15 protein-coding genes are annotated in these 15,248 nt (G+C 71.1%); 7 read left to right on the forward strand and 8 right to left on the reverse strand.

Features of this window, described 5'->3' with window-relative positions; all coding sequences use genetic code 11:
• Positions 1–51: 51 nt before the first annotated feature.
• On the reverse strand, positions 52–1,407 hold the full coding sequence (gene fliI / locus F6X53_RS02675; RefSeq protein ID WP_150996954.1) for a flagellar protein export ATPase FliI: 1,356 nt from the start codon (positions 1,405–1,407) through the stop codon (positions 52–54).
• A 416-nt stretch (positions 1,408–1,823) separates the two neighbouring features.
• Between fliI and ctrA the strand changes: the two genes are divergently transcribed.
• Positions 1,824–2,525 carry a response regulator transcription factor CtrA gene (ctrA, locus tag F6X53_RS02680; RefSeq protein ID WP_150961984.1) on the forward strand — a complete coding sequence of 234 codons (702 nt, stop codon included), beginning with the start codon at positions 1,824–1,826 and terminating at the stop codon, positions 2,523–2,525.
• Between the two features lie 233 nt (positions 2,526–2,758).
• Here the strand turns inward: ctrA and F6X53_RS02685 are convergent, their stop codons facing one another.
• The 6 genes from F6X53_RS02685 to chpT form a co-directional block, all read right to left on the reverse strand.
• On the reverse strand, positions 2,759–3,622 hold the full coding sequence (locus F6X53_RS02685) for a CheR family methyltransferase (RefSeq protein WP_150996957.1): 864 nt from the start codon (positions 3,620–3,622) through the stop codon (positions 2,759–2,761).
• Entirely contained in the window at positions 3,619–4,776 is a 1,158-nt protein-coding gene (locus tag F6X53_RS02690) for a protein-glutamate methylesterase/protein-glutamine glutaminase (protein WP_150996959.1), read from the reverse strand. The genes F6X53_RS02685 and F6X53_RS02690 overlap by 4 nt, the downstream gene beginning before the upstream one ends.
• A gap of 185 nt (positions 4,777–4,961) precedes the next feature.
• Positions 4,962–5,342: a response regulator gene (locus F6X53_RS02695; RefSeq protein ID WP_150996961.1), complete on the reverse strand. Its 381-nt coding sequence runs from the start codon at positions 5,340–5,342 to the stop codon at positions 4,962–4,964.
• A gap of 20 nt (positions 5,343–5,362) precedes the next feature.
• Complete coding sequence (locus tag F6X53_RS02700; RefSeq protein WP_191970674.1) at positions 5,363–5,851, reverse strand: chemotaxis protein CheW; 489 nt, start codon at positions 5,849–5,851, stop codon at positions 5,363–5,365.
• Positions 5,852–5,882: 31 nt separating this feature from the next.
• Positions 5,883–8,585 (reverse strand): hybrid sensor histidine kinase/response regulator, encoded by a 2,703-nt coding sequence (locus F6X53_RS02705; protein ID WP_150996965.1) that lies wholly within the window; start codon positions 8,583–8,585, stop codon positions 5,883–5,885.
• A 310-nt stretch (positions 8,586–8,895) separates the two neighbouring features.
• Positions 8,896–9,636: a histidine phosphotransferase ChpT gene (gene chpT, locus F6X53_RS02710; RefSeq protein ID WP_150996968.1), complete on the reverse strand. Its 741-nt coding sequence runs from the start codon at positions 9,634–9,636 to the stop codon at positions 8,896–8,898.
• A gap of 155 nt (positions 9,637–9,791) precedes the next feature.
• Here chpT and F6X53_RS02715 point away from each other — a divergent pair, with 155 nt between their 5' ends.
• Entirely contained in the window at positions 9,792–10,679 is an 888-nt protein-coding gene (locus F6X53_RS02715; RefSeq protein ID WP_150996970.1) for a 3'(2'),5'-bisphosphate nucleotidase CysQ family protein, read from the forward strand.
• Here F6X53_RS02715 and F6X53_RS02720 read toward each other — a convergent pair.
• A complete protein-coding gene (locus F6X53_RS02720; protein WP_150996972.1) occupies positions 10,654–11,154 on the reverse strand; it encodes an eL24 family ribosomal protein in 501 nt (166 codons plus the stop codon). The two genes, F6X53_RS02715 and F6X53_RS02720, sit on opposite strands and share 26 nt — an antisense overlap.
• A gap of 270 nt (positions 11,155–11,424) precedes the next feature.
• On the opposite strand from F6X53_RS02720, the gene F6X53_RS02725 reads away from it, so the two are divergent.
• The 5 genes from F6X53_RS02725 (at position 11,425) to lysA (ending at position 15,211) form a co-directional block, all read left to right on the forward strand.
• The gene (locus F6X53_RS02725) at positions 11,425–12,081 is read left to right on the forward strand and encodes a DUF1134 domain-containing protein (RefSeq protein ID WP_150996975.1); all 657 of its coding nucleotides are present in this window, start codon (positions 11,425–11,427) and stop codon (positions 12,079–12,081) included.
• A 144-nt stretch (positions 12,082–12,225) separates the two neighbouring features.
• Positions 12,226–12,975, forward strand: a complete 750-nt coding sequence (locus F6X53_RS02730; RefSeq protein WP_244965509.1) for a hypothetical protein — start codon at positions 12,226–12,228, stop codon at positions 12,973–12,975.
• Between the two features lie 165 nt (positions 12,976–13,140).
• Complete coding sequence (locus F6X53_RS02735; protein ID WP_150996977.1) at positions 13,141–13,413, forward strand: 3',5'-cyclic-nucleotide phosphodiesterase; 273 nt, start codon at positions 13,141–13,143, stop codon at positions 13,411–13,413.
• 127 nt (positions 13,414–13,540) lie between these two features.
• Complete coding sequence (gene lptM, locus F6X53_RS02740) at positions 13,541–13,924, forward strand: LPS translocon maturation chaperone LptM (RefSeq protein WP_150996979.1); 384 nt, start codon at positions 13,541–13,543, stop codon at positions 13,922–13,924.
• Between the two features lie 18 nt (positions 13,925–13,942).
• Positions 13,943–15,211, forward strand: coding sequence for a diaminopimelate decarboxylase (gene lysA, locus F6X53_RS02745; protein ID WP_150996981.1), 1,269 nt, complete (start codon positions 13,943–13,945; stop codon positions 15,209–15,211).
• The last annotated feature ends 37 nt before the right edge of the window (positions 15,212–15,248 follow it).

Genomic DNA, 15,248 nt, shown 5'->3' on the forward strand with positions numbered 1-15,248 from the left:
CTCCACGCAACGTCTCTGGGCGCGCTCGGCGAACAGCACCCGAACCGCCTCTCACGGCCCGCCCACGATCTGAGCCAGCCGTGCGTAACCATCGCCGATGGAGGTTGCTTCTTCCTTACCCTGCCCCAGAAAAGCCTCAAGGTCGGGCATGAGCGCCACCGCCTCGTCGACCTCCTGCGAGGAGCCGGCGCGGTAGGCGCCGAGGCGGATCAGCTCCTCCATGTCGGCATAGGTCGAGAGCACCCGCCGCGCCCGGCGCACCACCGGCAGGAAGGCCGGGTCGCAGGCGCGCGGCATGGTGCGGGAGACCGAGCGCAGCACGTTGATGGCGGGGTAGCGGCCGCGCTCGGCGATCCCGCGCTCCATCACGATGTGCCCGTCGAGGATGCCCCGGACCGCGTCCGCCACGGGCTCGTTGTGGTCGTCGCCCTCGACCAGCACCGTGAACAAGGCCGAGATCGTCCCCTCCCCCACCCCCGGCCCGGCCCGTTCGAGGAGGCGCGGCAGCTCGCTGAACACGGTCGGGGTGTAGCCCTTGGCGGTGGGGGGCTCCCCGGCCGCCAGCCCGATGTCGCGCTGAGCCATGGCGAAGCGCGTGATCGAGTCGATCATGCACAGGACCTTGGCGCCGGCATCGCGAAAATGCTCCGCCAGCGCCAGGGTGACGTAGGCGGCGTTCCGGCGCATCAGGGCCGGCTCGTCGGAGGTCGCCACCACGACGACCGAGCGGGCAAGGCCCTCGGGGCCGAGGTCGTCCTGCAGGAATTCCTGCACCTCGCGCCCGCGCTCGCCCACGAGGCCGATCACCGCGACATCGGCCGCGGTGTAGCGGGCGAGCATCGAGAGCAGCACCGACTTGCCGACGCCAGAGCCCGCGAAGATGCCCATGCGCTGGCCGGCGCACATGGTCAGGAAGGTGTTGATGCAGCGGATTCCGAGATCGAGGGGCCGGCCGACCCGGCGGCGCGCGTGGGCGGGGGGCGGGTCGGCGCGCAAGGGGTAGATCTCCGGGCCCGGCGGCAGCGGCCCGAGGCCGTCCACGGGGCGCCCGAGCGCGTCCACGACCCGGCCGAGCCAGGCCCCCGAGGGCCTGATCGCGCCCGCCGCCTCGTCGCGGACATAGGCCGGGCAGCCCCGGCGCACGCCCTCGAGCGAGCCGAACGGCATGGCGAGCGCCCGGTCGCCCTGGAAGCCGATGATCTCGCAGGGGATCAGCCCCGAGCGCCCGGCCCCCTCGATGTCGAGGCGGCCCCCGAGCCGCATCGCCGCGACCGGCCCCGCCACCTCGACCAGGAGGCCGCGAATCGCCACGACCCGCCCGTAGGTCTCGAGTGATTCGATTCGCTCGAGGGCCGCGCGGGCGGCCGCCAGCGTGGCGCGCCCCGTTCCGCGCAGATCATCCGCCATCCGCGCCCCCTTCACGCTTCATTTACCTCCCTCCTTAACACTGCGGTCATCGGGCTTGTAGCGAGCCGTTCACATCTTGGGTGAAGCGCGGCGCGCAGCATCCAACGGGCGAGCGGCCGTGACTTCAGGGTCACAGAACGCATCGAACCGTGTTGGGCGAAGCACTTGGCTGGGGATGTGAACACGCCGGACGAGCAGAGCGGTGGTCGCGACGAGAACACAGCGTCGACGATTTTTCGCTTCGGACCGCGTGAACACCAAACGGACGCTTGCAAGCGAGAATCAGGTTTTGTTAACGATTAACGAATAGCGTTTCACGTCAATGACGAGGGTGCGTCCGTCCACAGGCCGGTGGCGGGCGTATGGCGGGGACGTGTCCGAACGCTGAAACGGCCGTGCTGGGCTGGGGACCGACGATGCGGGTACTTCTGATCGAGGACGACAGCGCCACGGCGCAGAGCATCGAGTTGATGCTCAAGTCCGAGAACTTCAACACCTACACCACCGATCTCGGTGAGGAGGGCGTCGATCTCGGCAAGCTCTACGATTACGACATCATCCTGCTCGACCTGAACCTCCCGGACATGTCCGGCTACGAGGTGCTGCGCTCGCTCCGGGTCGCCAAGGTGAAGACCCCGATCCTGATCCTGTCGGGCATGGCCGGCATCGAGGACAAGGTGAAGGGCCTCGGCTTCGGCGCCGACGATTACCTGACCAAGCCCTTCCACAAGGACGAGCTCGTCGCCCGCATCCACGCGATCGTGCGCCGCTCGAAGGGCCACGCCCAGTCGGTCATCACCACCGGCGACCTGATCGTGAACCTCGACCAGAAGACCGTCGAGGTCTCGGGCTCGCGGGTGCATCTCACCGGCAAGGAGTACCAGATGCTGGAACTCCTCTCGTTGCGGAAGGGCACGACCCTCACCAAGGAGATGTTCCTCAACCATCTCTACGGCGGCATGGACGAGCCCGAGCTGAAGATCATCGACGTCTTCATCTGCAAGCTGCGCAAGAAGCTCGCCAACGCCTCCTCGGGCAAGAACTACATCGAGACCGTCTGGGGCCGCGGCTACGTGCTGCGCGAGCCCGTGGACGGCGAGGAGCGGATCGCCGTCTGACCGGCCCCCCTCCCCCGCGCGAACAGGCCCCGCTTCGGCGGGGCTTTTCTTTTTTGCGCTATCGGCGCCTCGCCTCCCGGCGGCCGCCGCCGCTCGGCGCAAACGAGACCGCCCGGGCTCGCCAGCATGGCGAACCCGGGCGGGTCCCTGGATGACAGGGGTGATCGGCCCCGGCGGGTCTCGCGCCGGCCGCAAGGCCGAAAGAGACCCGCGGCGGGCGCCCGGCCCGCGGCCTACCGGAGGGCCGCGACGCGCAGCGGCCGGGGCGCGGCGCTGCGCCCAGCCTCCGGGGGATGCCCGTAGAGGCCGCGATGCTCAGGGTTGGGCGCGAGCTTGTCGGTGAGGCCGATCACGGTCTCGGCGGCGCCGAGCAGGATCGCCCCGTCGTGCGAGAGGCTCGCGGCGAGGCGCGCGAGCACGTCCGCCTTGGTCGGCGCGTCGAAATAGATCAGCACGTTGCGGCAATAGATGATGTCGAACTGCCCGAGCGACTCGAAGCCGTTCAGCAGGTTCAGCTGGCGATAATCCACCATCTGGCGGATGCTCGGGGCGATGTGCCACTGCTCCCCGACCTGGGTGAAGTGCTTGAGGAGCATCTGCACCGGCAGGCCGCGCTGCACCTCGAAATGGCTGTAGAGGCCGAGCTTCGCCTTCTCGATGACCTCGGTCGAGAGATCGGTGGCGACGATGTCGACATGCCAGCCGGCCAGGCGCGATCCCGCCTCCTGCAGCAGCATGGCGAGCGAGTAGGGCTCCTGGCCGGTGGAGGAGGCCGCGCACCAGATCCGGAGGCGGCGCTGGCTCGCCCGGCGCGCGATGACCTGCGGCAGCAGCACGTCGCGGAACAGGTCGAAGGGAGCGCGGTCGCGGAAGAAGAAGGTCTCGTTGGTGGTCATCGCCTCGACGACCGCGCGCTCGATGCCGGTGTCGCGGGAGACCTTGAGGGCCCCCACGAGGTCGCGCAGTGAGGCGATGCCGAACCGGCGGCAGACGGGCCCGAGCCGACTCTCGACGAGGTAGCGCTTCTCGGCCGTCAAGGCGAGGCCGGAGCGCTGCTTCAGGTAGGTGCGGAGGAAATCGAAATCGAGATCGGTCATGCGCCGAGCCCCATAATGAGGGTTCGCAGGGCCGGCCCGATCTCGGGGAGCGGCAGGATGGCCTGGGCGAGGCCCGCTTTCGCGACGCTGCCCGGCATGCCCCAGACGGTGCTGGTGGCCTCGTCCTGGGCGAGGACGGCGCCGCCGGCCTCCACGAGGGCGCGGGCGCCGTTGGTGCCGTCCGAGCCCATGCCGGTGAGGATCACCGAGAGCGTGGCCGCCCCGTAGAGCGCGGCGGCATCCTGGAACAGCACGTCGACGGCGGGGCGGCAGAAATTCACGGCCGGGCCGTCGTCGAGGCGGATCGCGAGGTCGCGCCCGGCCGCGCCGGCAAGGCGCATGTGGCGCCCCCCGGGCGCGACGTAGATGCGGCCGGGCAGGACGGGCTCGTCCATCTTGCCCTCGGCGGCCGGGATGCCGGTGCGGCTTCCCAGATGCTCGGCGAAGACCGCCGTGAAGACCGGCGGCATGTGCTGGACGATCAGCACCGGGAGCCGGCGCAGCGTCGGCGCGCCGATCTTCTCCAGGACCTCGCCGACCGCCCGGGGGCCGCCCGTCGAGGAGCCGATCAGGAGGACGCGGGGCGGCGTGGCGCTGCGCGCCTTCGGCCGCAGGGTCACGGGCGCGGCGGGCCGGGCCGGAGGCGGGGCCGGGGCGGCGGCGATGCCCGGCAGGGCGGGCACCGGCCCCCGGCGGCGGGCGCGCGCCGCGCCGAAGACGCGGACGCGCTCGACGAGCTCGGCCCGGAACGCGTCCGAGGTGGTGACGCCGCGGTTGCTCTCGGGCTTGGTGAGGTAATCGACGGCGCCGAGCGCCAGGCATTTGAGGGAGATGTCGGCGTTGCGCGTCGTGAGCGTCGACATCATCACGACCTGGAGGCCGGGCGAGCGGGCGAGCATCAGGGGGAGCGCCTGCGTGCCGTCGAGCTCGGGCATGTCGATATCGAGGAGCACCACGTCGGGGTCGTGCCGGCCCATCATCTCGAGGGCGATGCGGCCGTTGGCGGCAGTGCCGACGACGTTGAAGCCGGCCTCGCCGATCCAGCGGGCGACGAGGCCGCGCACCACCGCGGAATCGTCGGCGATGAGGACCTTGATGCGCCCCGGCGCGCCGGCGGCGGCCGGGGCCGGATTGGTGACGGTCGCTGCCAGCATGTTTCTTACGCCTCGAATACGCGTCACCGACGCGGCGTTAGCCCGGTTCGAGCCTCCGACGCCGCCTCAACGGTCTGGGTTTTTGTGAACTTCCCCCGGGGAGCGGCCGGTGCTGCCGCGGGCGAAGGCCGCTCTCCTGTCTCGGTTCGTCCCGGCCGGGACGCACGGCCCCCCGGCGCGGTGGCTCAGGCCGCGTTCGCCTCGGCCAGCCCGACCTGTTCGAGCTTGGCGGTGAGGATGTCGCGGTCGAAGGGCTTCATGATGTACTCGTTCGCCCCCGCATGGAGCGCGCGGGCGATGGCGCCGACATCGTTCTCGGTGGTGCAGAACAGGACCTTCGGAATGCCGCCGCCCGGCGCCTGGCGCAGGGCCCGCAGGAAGGCGTAGCCGTCCATGTTGGGCATGTTCCAGTCGAGCAGGATCACGTCCGGCATCGCCGCGGAGCATTGCTCCATGGCCTTGGCGCCGTCCTCGGCCTCGCTGACGTCGAGGTCGAGGTTCTCCAGGATGCGGCGCGCCACCTTCCTGATGACGGCGGAATCGTCGACGATGAGGCAGGTCTTCATGGTGTCTGATCCGCTGCCGGTCAGGCCGCATTGGCGCCGAGGCGCCCGGCCCCGAAGGCCAGCAGCGAATCGACGTCGAGGATGACGAGGAGGCGTCCGTCGAGGCGGTGCACGCCGAGGGCGAGTTCGCGCCAGCGGGAATCGAGGTTGATCGGAACCGCCTCGTGGGTGTCGGCCCCGAGCTTGAGGACCTCGCCGACGCCGTCGACCACGAGCGCGAAGGTCTCGCCGCCCTGCTCCAGCCCGATCGCCATCTTGCTGCCCTCGCCCTCGGCGGGGGGCAGGCCGAGGCGGCGGCGGAGGCAGAGCGCGGTGACGACCCGTCCGCGCAGGTTCAGGAGGCCGACGATCTCCGGCGGCGAGAGCGGCACCGGGGTGACGCCCGCCGGGATGAACACGTCGTGCACCCGGTTGATCGCCAGGCCGAACATGGTGTCGCCGACGAAGACGGTGACGAAGTCGGAGGTGGTGCCCGCCTCCGCGGTGGCGTTGCTGTTGGCGGCCTGCATCATGGTGTGGCTCCGTGGGATCAGGCGGCGGTCAGGCGGCTTCGGCGAGGGTGATGGTGTTGATCTCGGCGAGCGCCGCGACGAGCCCGCTGCGATCGAACTTGGCGACGAGGTCGTTGATCGCGAGGGCGCGGGCCCGGTCCACGGCGTCGGCCCCGATCGAGCCCGACATCGCGACGACGGGGAGCCGGGCAAGGCGCTGGTCGGCGCCCCGCATGGCGGCCACGAGGTCGAAACCGCTGCGGCCCGGCATCTCGAGATCGGTGACGACGACGTCGATGCGGGGGTTCGATTGCAGGGCGGCCAGCGCCTGCTCGGCGCTCGACGCCGCGATCACCGCGTAGCCCGCCGCCTTGAGGACGGGGGTCAGCATGTCGCGGAAGAAGGCCGAGTCGTCGACGAGGAGCAGCGTGGCGCTGCGTTTCTCGGTCTTGCGCGGGCCCCGCGCCCAGTCGTCGTAGGCGAGCGGCAGGAAGTGGGCGATGTTGATGATGTCGGTGGCGCGTCCCCGCAGGACCGCCGAGCCGATCAGGTCCGAGCGCTCCGCCGTGATCTCGATGTCGAGGCGGTCCTCGACGATGTCGACGATCTCGTCGACCACGAGGCCCATGGCGCGCTCGCCGTCGGAGAACACCACGAGGGCCTGCGTGCCCTCGGTCCGGATGGTGATGGCCTCGTCGGCCGGCACCAGCGGCATCAGGCGGCCGCGATACTGGATCAGGGGGCGGCCGCCGAGCCACTCGACCTTGGAGGCGTCGATCTCCTCGAGCCGGGTGACGAGGGAGAGCGGCACCGCCTTGAAGGTGTTGTTGCCGCCCTTGAAGACGAGGAGCGTCGCCTTGGCATCCTGGCTCTCGGTCTCCTCGACCTCGACATCCATCGGGATGGAGCCGGCCTGCGAGCCCTGGCTGACCTGACGCGCGACGCCGTTCGGGTCGACGATCAGCACGACGGCGCCGTCGCCCAGGATGGTGTTGCCGGCAAAGAGCGGGATGTGGCGCAGCTTCGAGGACATCGGCTTCACGACGATCTCCTCGGTGTGGAAGACCTCGTCCACCAGGATGCCGAAGCGCTGGCGCCCGACCTGGGCCACGACCACGAAGCCGGTCTCGGCCTCCGTGCCGTCATGCTGGCCGAGCAGGCCCGTCAGCGTCACGATCGGCAGGAGCCGCTCGCGCAGGCGCAGGACCGGCGAGCCGTTGATGCGCTCGACACGCTGGCCCGTGGTCTTGTCGACCCGCACCAGTTCCAGCACCGCCACCTGGGGCACCGCGAAGCGCTGGTCGCCGGCCTTGACGATCAGGGCCGCCACGATCGCGAGGGTGAGCGGGATTTTGATCGTGAAGGTGGTGCCGCGCCCGAGCTGGGTGTTGATGTCGATGACGCCGCCGATGGTCTCGATATTGGTCTTGACCACGTCCATGCCGACGCCCCGGCCCGAGACCGAGGTCACGGCCTTGGCGGTGGAGAAGCCGGCGTGGAAGATGAACTTGGCGACCTGGGCGTCGGTCATCCTCTCGATCTCGGCCTGGCTCGCCACGCCGCGCTCGACCGCCTTGCGGCGGATCGCGGAGAGGTCGAGGCCCTTGCCGTCGTCGGCGATCTCGATCGTGATGGTGCCGCCCTCATGGTAGGCGGCGAGGCGGATGGTGCCGCGGGCCGGCTTGCCGGCAGCCTTGCGCTCGGCGGTCGATTCGATGCCGTGGTCGGCCGAATTGCGGACCATGTGGGTGAGCGGGTCCTTGATGACCTCGAGCACCTGGCGGTCGAGCTCGGTCTCGGCGCCCTGCATGATCAGCTCGATCTGCTTGCCGAGTTCGGAGGAGAGGTCGCGCACCACGCGCGGCAGCTTCTGCCAGGCGTTGCCGATGGGCTGCATGCGCGTCTTCATGACGCCCTCCTGCAGCTCGGCGGTGACGTGGGAGAGGCGCTGCAGCGGCACCTTGTAGCTGGTGTCGTCGTGGCGCCGCGCGATCTCCAGGAGCTGGTTGCGGGTGAGCACCAGCTCGGAGACCATCGTCATCAGATGCTCGAGGGTGTCGACATTCACCCGGATGGTCTGGACCTTCGCGATGGCCGCCTCGCCCTCCGGGGCCGGCGCGTCGGACGCCCTCGCGGCGGGCGCAGGAACCGGTGCAGGAGCGGGCGCGGGCGCGGGCGCCTCGACGGGCTCCGGCATCGCGACGCGCTCGGGAAGCGCGACGGCGGCGGGCGCCGGAGCGGGCATGATCTCGTCGGGGCCGGGCGCGGCCAGGAAGGCGGCCTCGAGATCGTCGAGGGAGACCTCGCCGGGCTTCAGCTCGCGGGAGACGGGCTCGGGCAGGGTCAGGATCGGGGCTGGAGCGGGCGGCGCCTCCACGGGGGCCGCGGCCATGCGCTCGAGGGCGCCGATCAGGTCGTCGTCGGAGCCCGCGGGCTCGGAGCCCGAGGCTTCGAGATCGGCCAGGATCGCCTTGAGCCGGTCGAGGGTGGACAGGATCAGGGTGACGGAGGGACCGCTGACCGGCAGGCCGTCGCGGAACTGGCCCATCAGGGTCTCGGCCGCATGCGCCAGCGCTTCGAGGCGCGGCAGGCCGAGGAAGCCGCAGGTGCCCTTGATGGTGTGCACCAGACGGAAGATGTTGCGCAGGATCTGCTGGTTGTTCGGCTCCTGCTCGAACCGCACCAGCTCGGTATCGACAGTGTCGAGATGCTCACTGCTCTCGGTCAGGAACTCACGCAGCAAGTCGTCCATGACAGGTTCTCGGTCCAGATCCGCACAAAGTCCGTGCTGATCCAACCTTGAACGGGATCGGTTAGGGAACCGTTGCCGCCGGATATTCCCGAACCTGAAAATACAGGACTTTCGAGAGCGCTTCTACGTGTTTACCAAGTCGGACGTTGGGCAATTGGCGTCCATATTGGCATCCCGAAACGCGGTCGCGGGCGCTTCGGCCGAGGGCATCCGCCTGCGGAAACCCCTTCGGCCTGGCCGGAACGGGCCGCGCCGCCGGCATGAGCCGAATCCGCTCAGCCGGAGGCCGCAAAGCCGGGCCCGTGGGCCGTCAGGCGAGCGCGGTGTCGCTCGGCTCGCTGTCGGAGGGGCGGGCCTCCTCGACGGCTTCCGGCGCGTCGGCCGCAGGCGCAGGCGGCTCGGCCGCGGCGGCGGTGGGCTCGGCCCGGATCGTGACCTCGTCGCCCTCGATCGTGAGGCGCACATCCATGGCGGCGGCCCGGGCCACGAGGCCGGCGTAATAGGCCAGGATGCCGTGGGCGTCGACCGAGCCGCCCTCCGGGGTGCCGGCCAGGAGGTCCACCACATGGGCCGGGATCCGCGCATGCGAGCCCTTGGCGGTGAGGATCAGGAGCGGCGCCTCGCCGTCGCCCGTCACCTTCACGTCGATGAGGCCGCCGCGGGGAATGGCGCTCGTGGCGATCATCACGAGGTTCAGGAGGAGCTTGACCTTGTTCTTCGGGAACAGGGCCTGGGGCGCGCTCCAGGTCAGCTGGGTCTTGTCGTCGGCGAACATGCCGCGCGAGACCTTCTCGGCATCGGCGAGATCGATCGAGGCGCCCGCCGAGCCCGCCGCCCCGAAGGCGATGCGGGCGAATTGCAGGCGCGCCGAGGCCTGCCGCGCGCTCTTGCGGATCAGGTCGAGGGCGAATTCGCGCATGGAGGCGTCGTTGTCGTCCTCCAGCACCTCGAGTCCGTTCACGATCGCGCCCACCGGGCTGATCACGTCGTGGCAGACGCGGGAGCACAGCAGGGCGGAGAGATCGAGGCCGTCGAGGGTCACGGTGGTCATGGCGCGCTCCGCGCGAGGTTCATCGGATCGGTCGGTTGGCCGCATCCGCGACGGCCGTCCCGGCACGGATAGACGCCGCGTTCTGCTTTGAAAAGCTTTCGGGACCGTTCCGTCTCCGGGTCGACAATCCCGGAGGGGTCGGGCATGACGGCCGGATGACACTCTCGGAGACGCAGCGCGATCGCCTCGCCGCGGCCCTGGCCGTGATCGCCTGCGAGGCCGGTGAGATCCTGCGCGCGCATCATGGCGGCGATTGCCCGCATGTCCTGAAACCCGACGGGTCGCCCTCGAGCGCCGCCGATCTTGAGGCCGAGACGCTGATCCTCGCGGCGCTCGCCAAGGCCTGCCCGGGCATCCCGGTGGTGGCCGAGGAAACCTGCCACAACGTGCCGCCCGCCGACCTGTTCTTCCTGGTCGATCCCCTCGACGGCACCCGCGACTTCCTGGCCGGCAACCCGGAATACTCGGTCAATATCGGCCTCGTGGAGGGGAACCGGCCCGTGGCCGCCGCCCTCGCGGCCCCCGGCCTCGGCCGGGTCTGGTTTGCCGGCACGAGCGCCTTCGAGGCGCCGATCCGCGCCGGCCGGCCCGACGCCGCCCGCCCGGTCCATGCCCGCCCGGCCCCCGCCGCCGGGCTCGTCGCCCTGGTCAGCCGCCGGCACGGCGACAGCGAGACCGAGGCCTGCCTCGCCGCCCTGCCGATCGAATCGCGGCGCGGCGCGGCCTCGGCCCTGAAATTCTGCCTGATCGCCTCGGGCGAGGCCGACATCTACGTGCGCTGCGGCCCGACCATGGAATGGGATACCGCCGCGGGCGACCACGTGCTGACGGCGGCGGGGGGCTGCGTCGTCGCGCCGACCGGCCGGCCGATGATCTACGGACGCCACGCCCTCTCCTACCGCAACGGCCCGTTCGCGGCGCTCGGCGACCCGGCTTACGCGGACCGCCTCGGCCTGCCGGACCGGGGCCCGCAGACACGCCCGCTGGACGCGGACGCCGCGGGAGCCGGATCCGGGCTCAGTCCGGCGGCGTCGAATCCGTGAGGGCGCGCAGGCCGGGCCAGCGGGCCTCGGCCCGGGCCGCGAGATCCGGGCCGGCGAGCGCCCGCCGCCCGGCGTCGCGGAACAGGTAGAGCCGCATGGCGACGCGCGCGAAGACCAGCGGATCGGCATCGACCGGGCGCCCTTCCACCACGCCGACCGGATCGTAGCCGCCGAGGCGCGGAGCATAGGCCTCGGGGTCGCGGCGGAACGCATCCCGGTTCGCCGCGCCGTCAAAGCGCCAGACCCGCCCGCGCCACGTCACCTCGAAGGCCGGGCACCCGGCCACCGGCCCGCCGGGCAGGAAGTCGCTCACCGCGTCGAAGCCACGCAGGGCCAGGAGATCGACGGCGGGCAGCGTTTCGGGTCTGACGGCGCCGCGGCCCGGCTCGGCCGGGGCGCCCGCCTCGGCGGAGAGAGCGGCCGGAAGCCGCCCTGGAGCGGTACCGGACGCAAGGCCGATTGCGAGGCCGATCACGGTTCGTTGCCGCAACGTTAACCACATCTTCCGAGAATCCGCGCAAACCTTGCCGAATCGCGGGCGCGGCGAGGCTGGCCCGGCAAGTCCGCCTTCGAGAGCACCCCGGGGTTCGATGCAATCCCGGGATCGCAGCCGCCACCGACGCGGCGGCCGAAATCCCGGACCTCCGGCCTGGCGCCCCGGCGCCATCCTGGTCCGGCCCGGATGCGAGGTCCGGACGGATCGCCCGATCGCCTCGGAGAGCCCCATTGCGGGCGAGGAGGAACGATGTCGAGGTTTCAAGGTCTCCACCGCGCCGGATTCCGGCGCAGCGCGGTCTCGGACAAGCGCGCGCCCCTGCGTCCGGCCGTGCGCGCAATCGGCCTCGCGCTCCTGCTGGCCCTCGCCTGCGGGGGCGGGAGCGCCTCGCTCGCCCGGCCCGGCGACGATCCGGGCAACCCGGATTCGTTCCGGGCCTCCGAAGTCGTCGATTCCGGCCATCGCTTCTTCGGCTCGGTCTCGCGCGGCCTCGCGCTTACCGTGCAGGAGGCGACCCGGCGCTGGGGCGAGCCCAACGGCTACATCCTGGGCCAGGAAGCCTCGGGCGCCATCGTGGGCGGCCTGCGCTACGGCGAGGGGACGCTCTACACCCGCAATGCCGGGCAGCGGCGGGTCTATTGGCAGGGGCCGACCGTCGGCTTCGACGTCGGCGGCGAGGGCGCCCGCACGATGATGCTCGTCTACAACCTGAGTGCGGTCGAGGATCTCTACCGCCGCTTCGGCGGCGTCGACGGCTCGGCCTACCTGGTCGGCGGCTTCGGGATGACCGCCGCGACCGCGGACGGCATCGTGGTGGTGCCGATCCGCACCGGCGTCGGGGCGCGTCTCGGGATCAATGTCGGCTACCTGAAATTCACCAGCCGCCCGACCTGGAACCCCTTCTGAGCCGGGTGCCCAGGGCAGCCCGAGCGCAAAATTTGCCCTCAAGGCCCGAAGATGGGCTAATGACGGGATCCGGCCGAGAGCGGCGCCGCGCGAGCGGACCCGTCCGGCCACGTCCCGTCAGGCTCGGTGGATGAGCGTGCCCGCGTGATCGAAACCATCATGATCTTCGCCCTCGGCTTCCTGGCCGCGAGCTTGGTCGCCCTGCTGATCCTGCCGGCCGTGAACAAGCGCGCGGCGCGTCTCGCCCGGCGGCGGGTCGAGGGCATGTTCCCGCTCTCCTACGGGGAGATCGCGGCGGAGAAGGATTACCTGCGCGCCCAGTTCGCCGTTCAGCAGCGGCGGCTCGAGCGGAAGGTCGAGGCGGTGCGGGCCAAGCGCCACGCCGACATGGCCGAGATCGGCGCCCGCAGCATGGAAGCCGCGGCGCTCGCGCGCGACGTGGAGACGCGGGACCGGAATCTGGCCGACCGCGCCGCCGAGATCGCCGGCATGCAGGCCAATCTCGCCCGGATCGAGGACGAGCTCGGCGCGACTCGCGAGGAGGGTAGCGCTGGGCTCGCCACCCTGCAGGCGCTGGAGGAGGCGCATGGCGACCTCCTGGAAACCCTGATCGCCACCCGCCGCGAGCGCGACGCCGCCCGGCTCTCCGAGTCCTCGACCGCGCCGACGGATCACGCCGCCCAGCAGGCCGCCCTGGTGACCGAGCGCGACACCCTGCGGGCGAGCCTCGCGGCCGCCGAGGATGCGCTGGCGCAGGCACTCACCCACCGGGGCGAGGACCTGCACCGCGAGAATGCCGATCTGCGCCACCGCATCACCGAGGTCGCGGATGCCCTGACCCGGCGCGAGCGCCTTCCGGCGGTCGACGCCTACGCGCTCCAGGCCAGGAACTGAGGAATCGAGGCCCGACGGATCGCGGGCTCTGTGCGGCGGGTCCGCGCCACGGTCCGGACGAAAGGCGCATTCACGGCGCCGTTACCTCCGGTGTGCCTTGTTTCGACCACGCAAAGGCATCATCCGGGCACCATTCTCCCTTCACAGAAGACGGAACGCGATTTCATGGCTCTGAAGCTGACGTCCCTTGGCCTTGCGCTCGGCATCGCCGTGTCGCTCGCTGCCCCGGCCTCGGCCGACCCGGCACCCCAGACCAAGCGGGGCAACGAGACCCTGAAGAAGTACTGCACCGGTGATTACCTCACCTATTGCGGCAACCTCTCGCCCGACGATCCGGCCATGGATGCCTGTTTCGAGAAAAACTGGCAGAAGCTCTCCGAGAATTGCCGCCGCGCCATCGACGCCTACCAGGCCTCCCCGAGCCGCAAGCGGGGCTGAGGGCGTCGGTTCCAGGAAATAGGCGCGCAGCTTGGCTGTTGCGCGCCTGCGCTCGCCTCGGGTATCGGCAGGCGCTAAGGTGGAGCGCCCGTCACGGGCACCCCGAATGCGTGCCGGACCCGCGTCGATGCTGCCTCCCCGTTTCCTGAAGCTCCTCGCCGCGGCCGGCCTCGTCGCCCTGGCGGTCTCGGCCTGCGGGCGGCGCGGCTCCCTGGAGCCGCCCGACACCCGCGCCGATGCGGGCCCGCGCGCCGGTGTGCGCGCCTCCGGCACGGGAAGCGCGATCGGGGGCGCGACGGTCGCCGCCGCGGGAGGGCGCACCCTTCCCACCAGCGTCGGCCTCGGCGGCGGCTCCGCCGCGCCCGACCCGGCGGCGGTCCAGGCGGGCGACGAGCTGCCCCTCTCGGCGATCCCGCCCTCCGGAACCGAAGCGCCGGTCCTGACCGAGCGCGGCGCGAAGCGCGGCTACACCGTGCCCAAGCAGCCCTTCTTCCTCGATCCCATCCTGTAGGGTTTCAGCCGTCCGCCGATGCATCATTTTCACTACCGTGACGGCCGCCTGCAGGCCGAGGACGTCGACCTGACGCGCCTCGCCGAGGATGTCGGCACGCCGTTCTACTGCTACTCCACCGCCACCCTCGAGCGGCATTACCGGGTTTTCGCCGAGGCCTTCGCGGGCGACGACGCCCTCGTGTGCTTCGCCATGAAGGCGAACTCGAACCAGGCGGTGCTGCGCACGCTCGCGCGCCAGGGCGCCGGCATGGACATCGTCTCGGAGGGCGAGTTGCGGCGCGCCCTCGCGGCCGGGGTCGATGCGCAGCGGATCGTGTTCTCGGGCGTCGGCAAGACCCGCGCCGAGATGGCCGCGGCCCTCAAGGCCAACATCTTCTGCTTCAACGTCGAGAGCGAGCCCGAGCTCGTCGTGCTCTCGGAAGTGGCCCAGAGCCTCGGGCTCACCGCCCCGGTCTCGATCCGGGTCAACCCGGACGTGGATGCGGGCACGCATGCCAAGATCTCGACCGGCAAGTACGAGAACAAGTTCGGCATCCCGATCACCCGGGCGCCCGGCGTCTACGCGCAGGCCGCCGCGCTGCCGGGGCTGAAGGTCGCGGGCATCGACATGCATATCGGCAGCCAAATCACCGATCTGGCGCCCTTCGACAACGCGGCGCGGCTGCTCGCCGGCCTCGCCCGCGACCTGCTGGCCGCGGGCCACGAACTCCACCACATCGATTTCGGCGGCGGCCTCGGCATCCCCTATCGCGACGACAACGCGCCCCCGCCCGACCCGATGGCGCTCGCTGCGGTGCTGCGCCCGCATTTCGCGCCGCTGAACCTGCGGCCCGTCTTCGAGATCGGCCGGATGATCGCCGGCAATGCCGGCATCCTGGTCACCCGCGTGATCTACGTGAAGCATTCGGAGGGCCGCACCTTCGTGATCGTCGACGGCGCGATGAACGACCTGATCCGCCCGACCCTCTACGAGGCCTTCCACGCCCTGCGCCCGGTGGTCGAACCCGCCGCGGACACGCCCCGCATCGTCGCGGACGTGGTCGGCCCGGTCTGCGAGACCGGCGATTATCTGGCGCTCAACCGCGAGATGCCGGAGGTCGCGCCCGGCGACCTCATCGCCGTGATGACGGCGGGCGCCTACGGCGCCGTCCAGGCCGGCACCTACAACACCCGCCGCCTCGTGCCCGAGGTGCTGGTGCGGGGAGACGCAGCGGCCCTGGTGCGCCCGCGCCAGAGCTACGAGGAGCTGATCGCCCTCGACCGGGTGCCCGACTGGCTGGATTGAGCCGCCGGGCTCAGTGCCCCGCGCCCGCCGGCGCCGC

Source organism: Methylobacterium soli, assembly GCF_008806385.1.
Taxonomy (GTDB): domain Bacteria; phylum Pseudomonadota; class Alphaproteobacteria; order Rhizobiales; family Beijerinckiaceae; genus Methylobacterium; species Methylobacterium soli.

What these genes read in the sequence shown, in the direction of transcription:
- chpT (WP_150996968.1), bottom strand. Translation starts at nt 9,636, where the DNA reads ATGACCACCGTGACCCTCGACGGCCTCGATCTCTCCGCCCTGCTGTGC.
- F6X53_RS02695 (WP_150996961.1), bottom strand. Translation starts at nt 5,342, where the DNA reads ATGAAGACCTGCCTCATCGTCGACGATTCCGCCGTCATCAGGAAGGTG.
- F6X53_RS02705 (WP_150996965.1), bottom strand. Translation starts at nt 8,585, where the DNA reads ATGGACGACTTGCTGCGTGAGTTCCTGACCGAGAGCAGTGAGCATCTC.
- F6X53_RS02715 (WP_150996970.1), top strand. Translation starts at nt 9,792, where the DNA reads ATGACACTCTCGGAGACGCAGCGCGATCGCCTCGCCGCGGCCCTGGCC.
- ctrA (WP_150961984.1), top strand. Translation starts at nt 1,824, where the DNA reads ATGCGGGTACTTCTGATCGAGGACGACAGCGCCACGGCGCAGAGCATC.
- F6X53_RS02700 (WP_191970674.1), bottom strand. Translation starts at nt 5,851, where the DNA reads ATGCAGGCCGCCAACAGCAACGCCACCGCGGAGGCGGGCACCACCTCC.
- lptM (WP_150996979.1), top strand. Translation starts at nt 13,541, where the DNA reads ATGCTGCCTCCCCGTTTCCTGAAGCTCCTCGCCGCGGCCGGCCTCGTC.
- fliI (WP_150996954.1), bottom strand. Translation starts at nt 1,407, where the DNA reads ATGGCGGATGATCTGCGCGGAACGGGGCGCGCCACGCTGGCGGCCGCC.
- F6X53_RS02690 (WP_150996959.1), bottom strand. Translation starts at nt 4,776, where the DNA reads ATGCTGGCAGCGACCGTCACCAATCCGGCCCCGGCCGCCGCCGGCGCG.
- F6X53_RS02725 (WP_150996975.1), top strand. Translation starts at nt 11,425, where the DNA reads ATGTCGAGGTTTCAAGGTCTCCACCGCGCCGGATTCCGGCGCAGCGCG.
- F6X53_RS02735 (WP_150996977.1), top strand. Translation starts at nt 13,141, where the DNA reads ATGGCTCTGAAGCTGACGTCCCTTGGCCTTGCGCTCGGCATCGCCGTG.
- F6X53_RS02685 (WP_150996957.1), bottom strand. Translation starts at nt 3,622, where the DNA reads ATGACCGATCTCGATTTCGATTTCCTCCGCACCTACCTGAAGCAGCGC.
- lysA (WP_150996981.1), top strand. Translation starts at nt 13,943, where the DNA reads ATGCATCATTTTCACTACCGTGACGGCCGCCTGCAGGCCGAGGACGTC.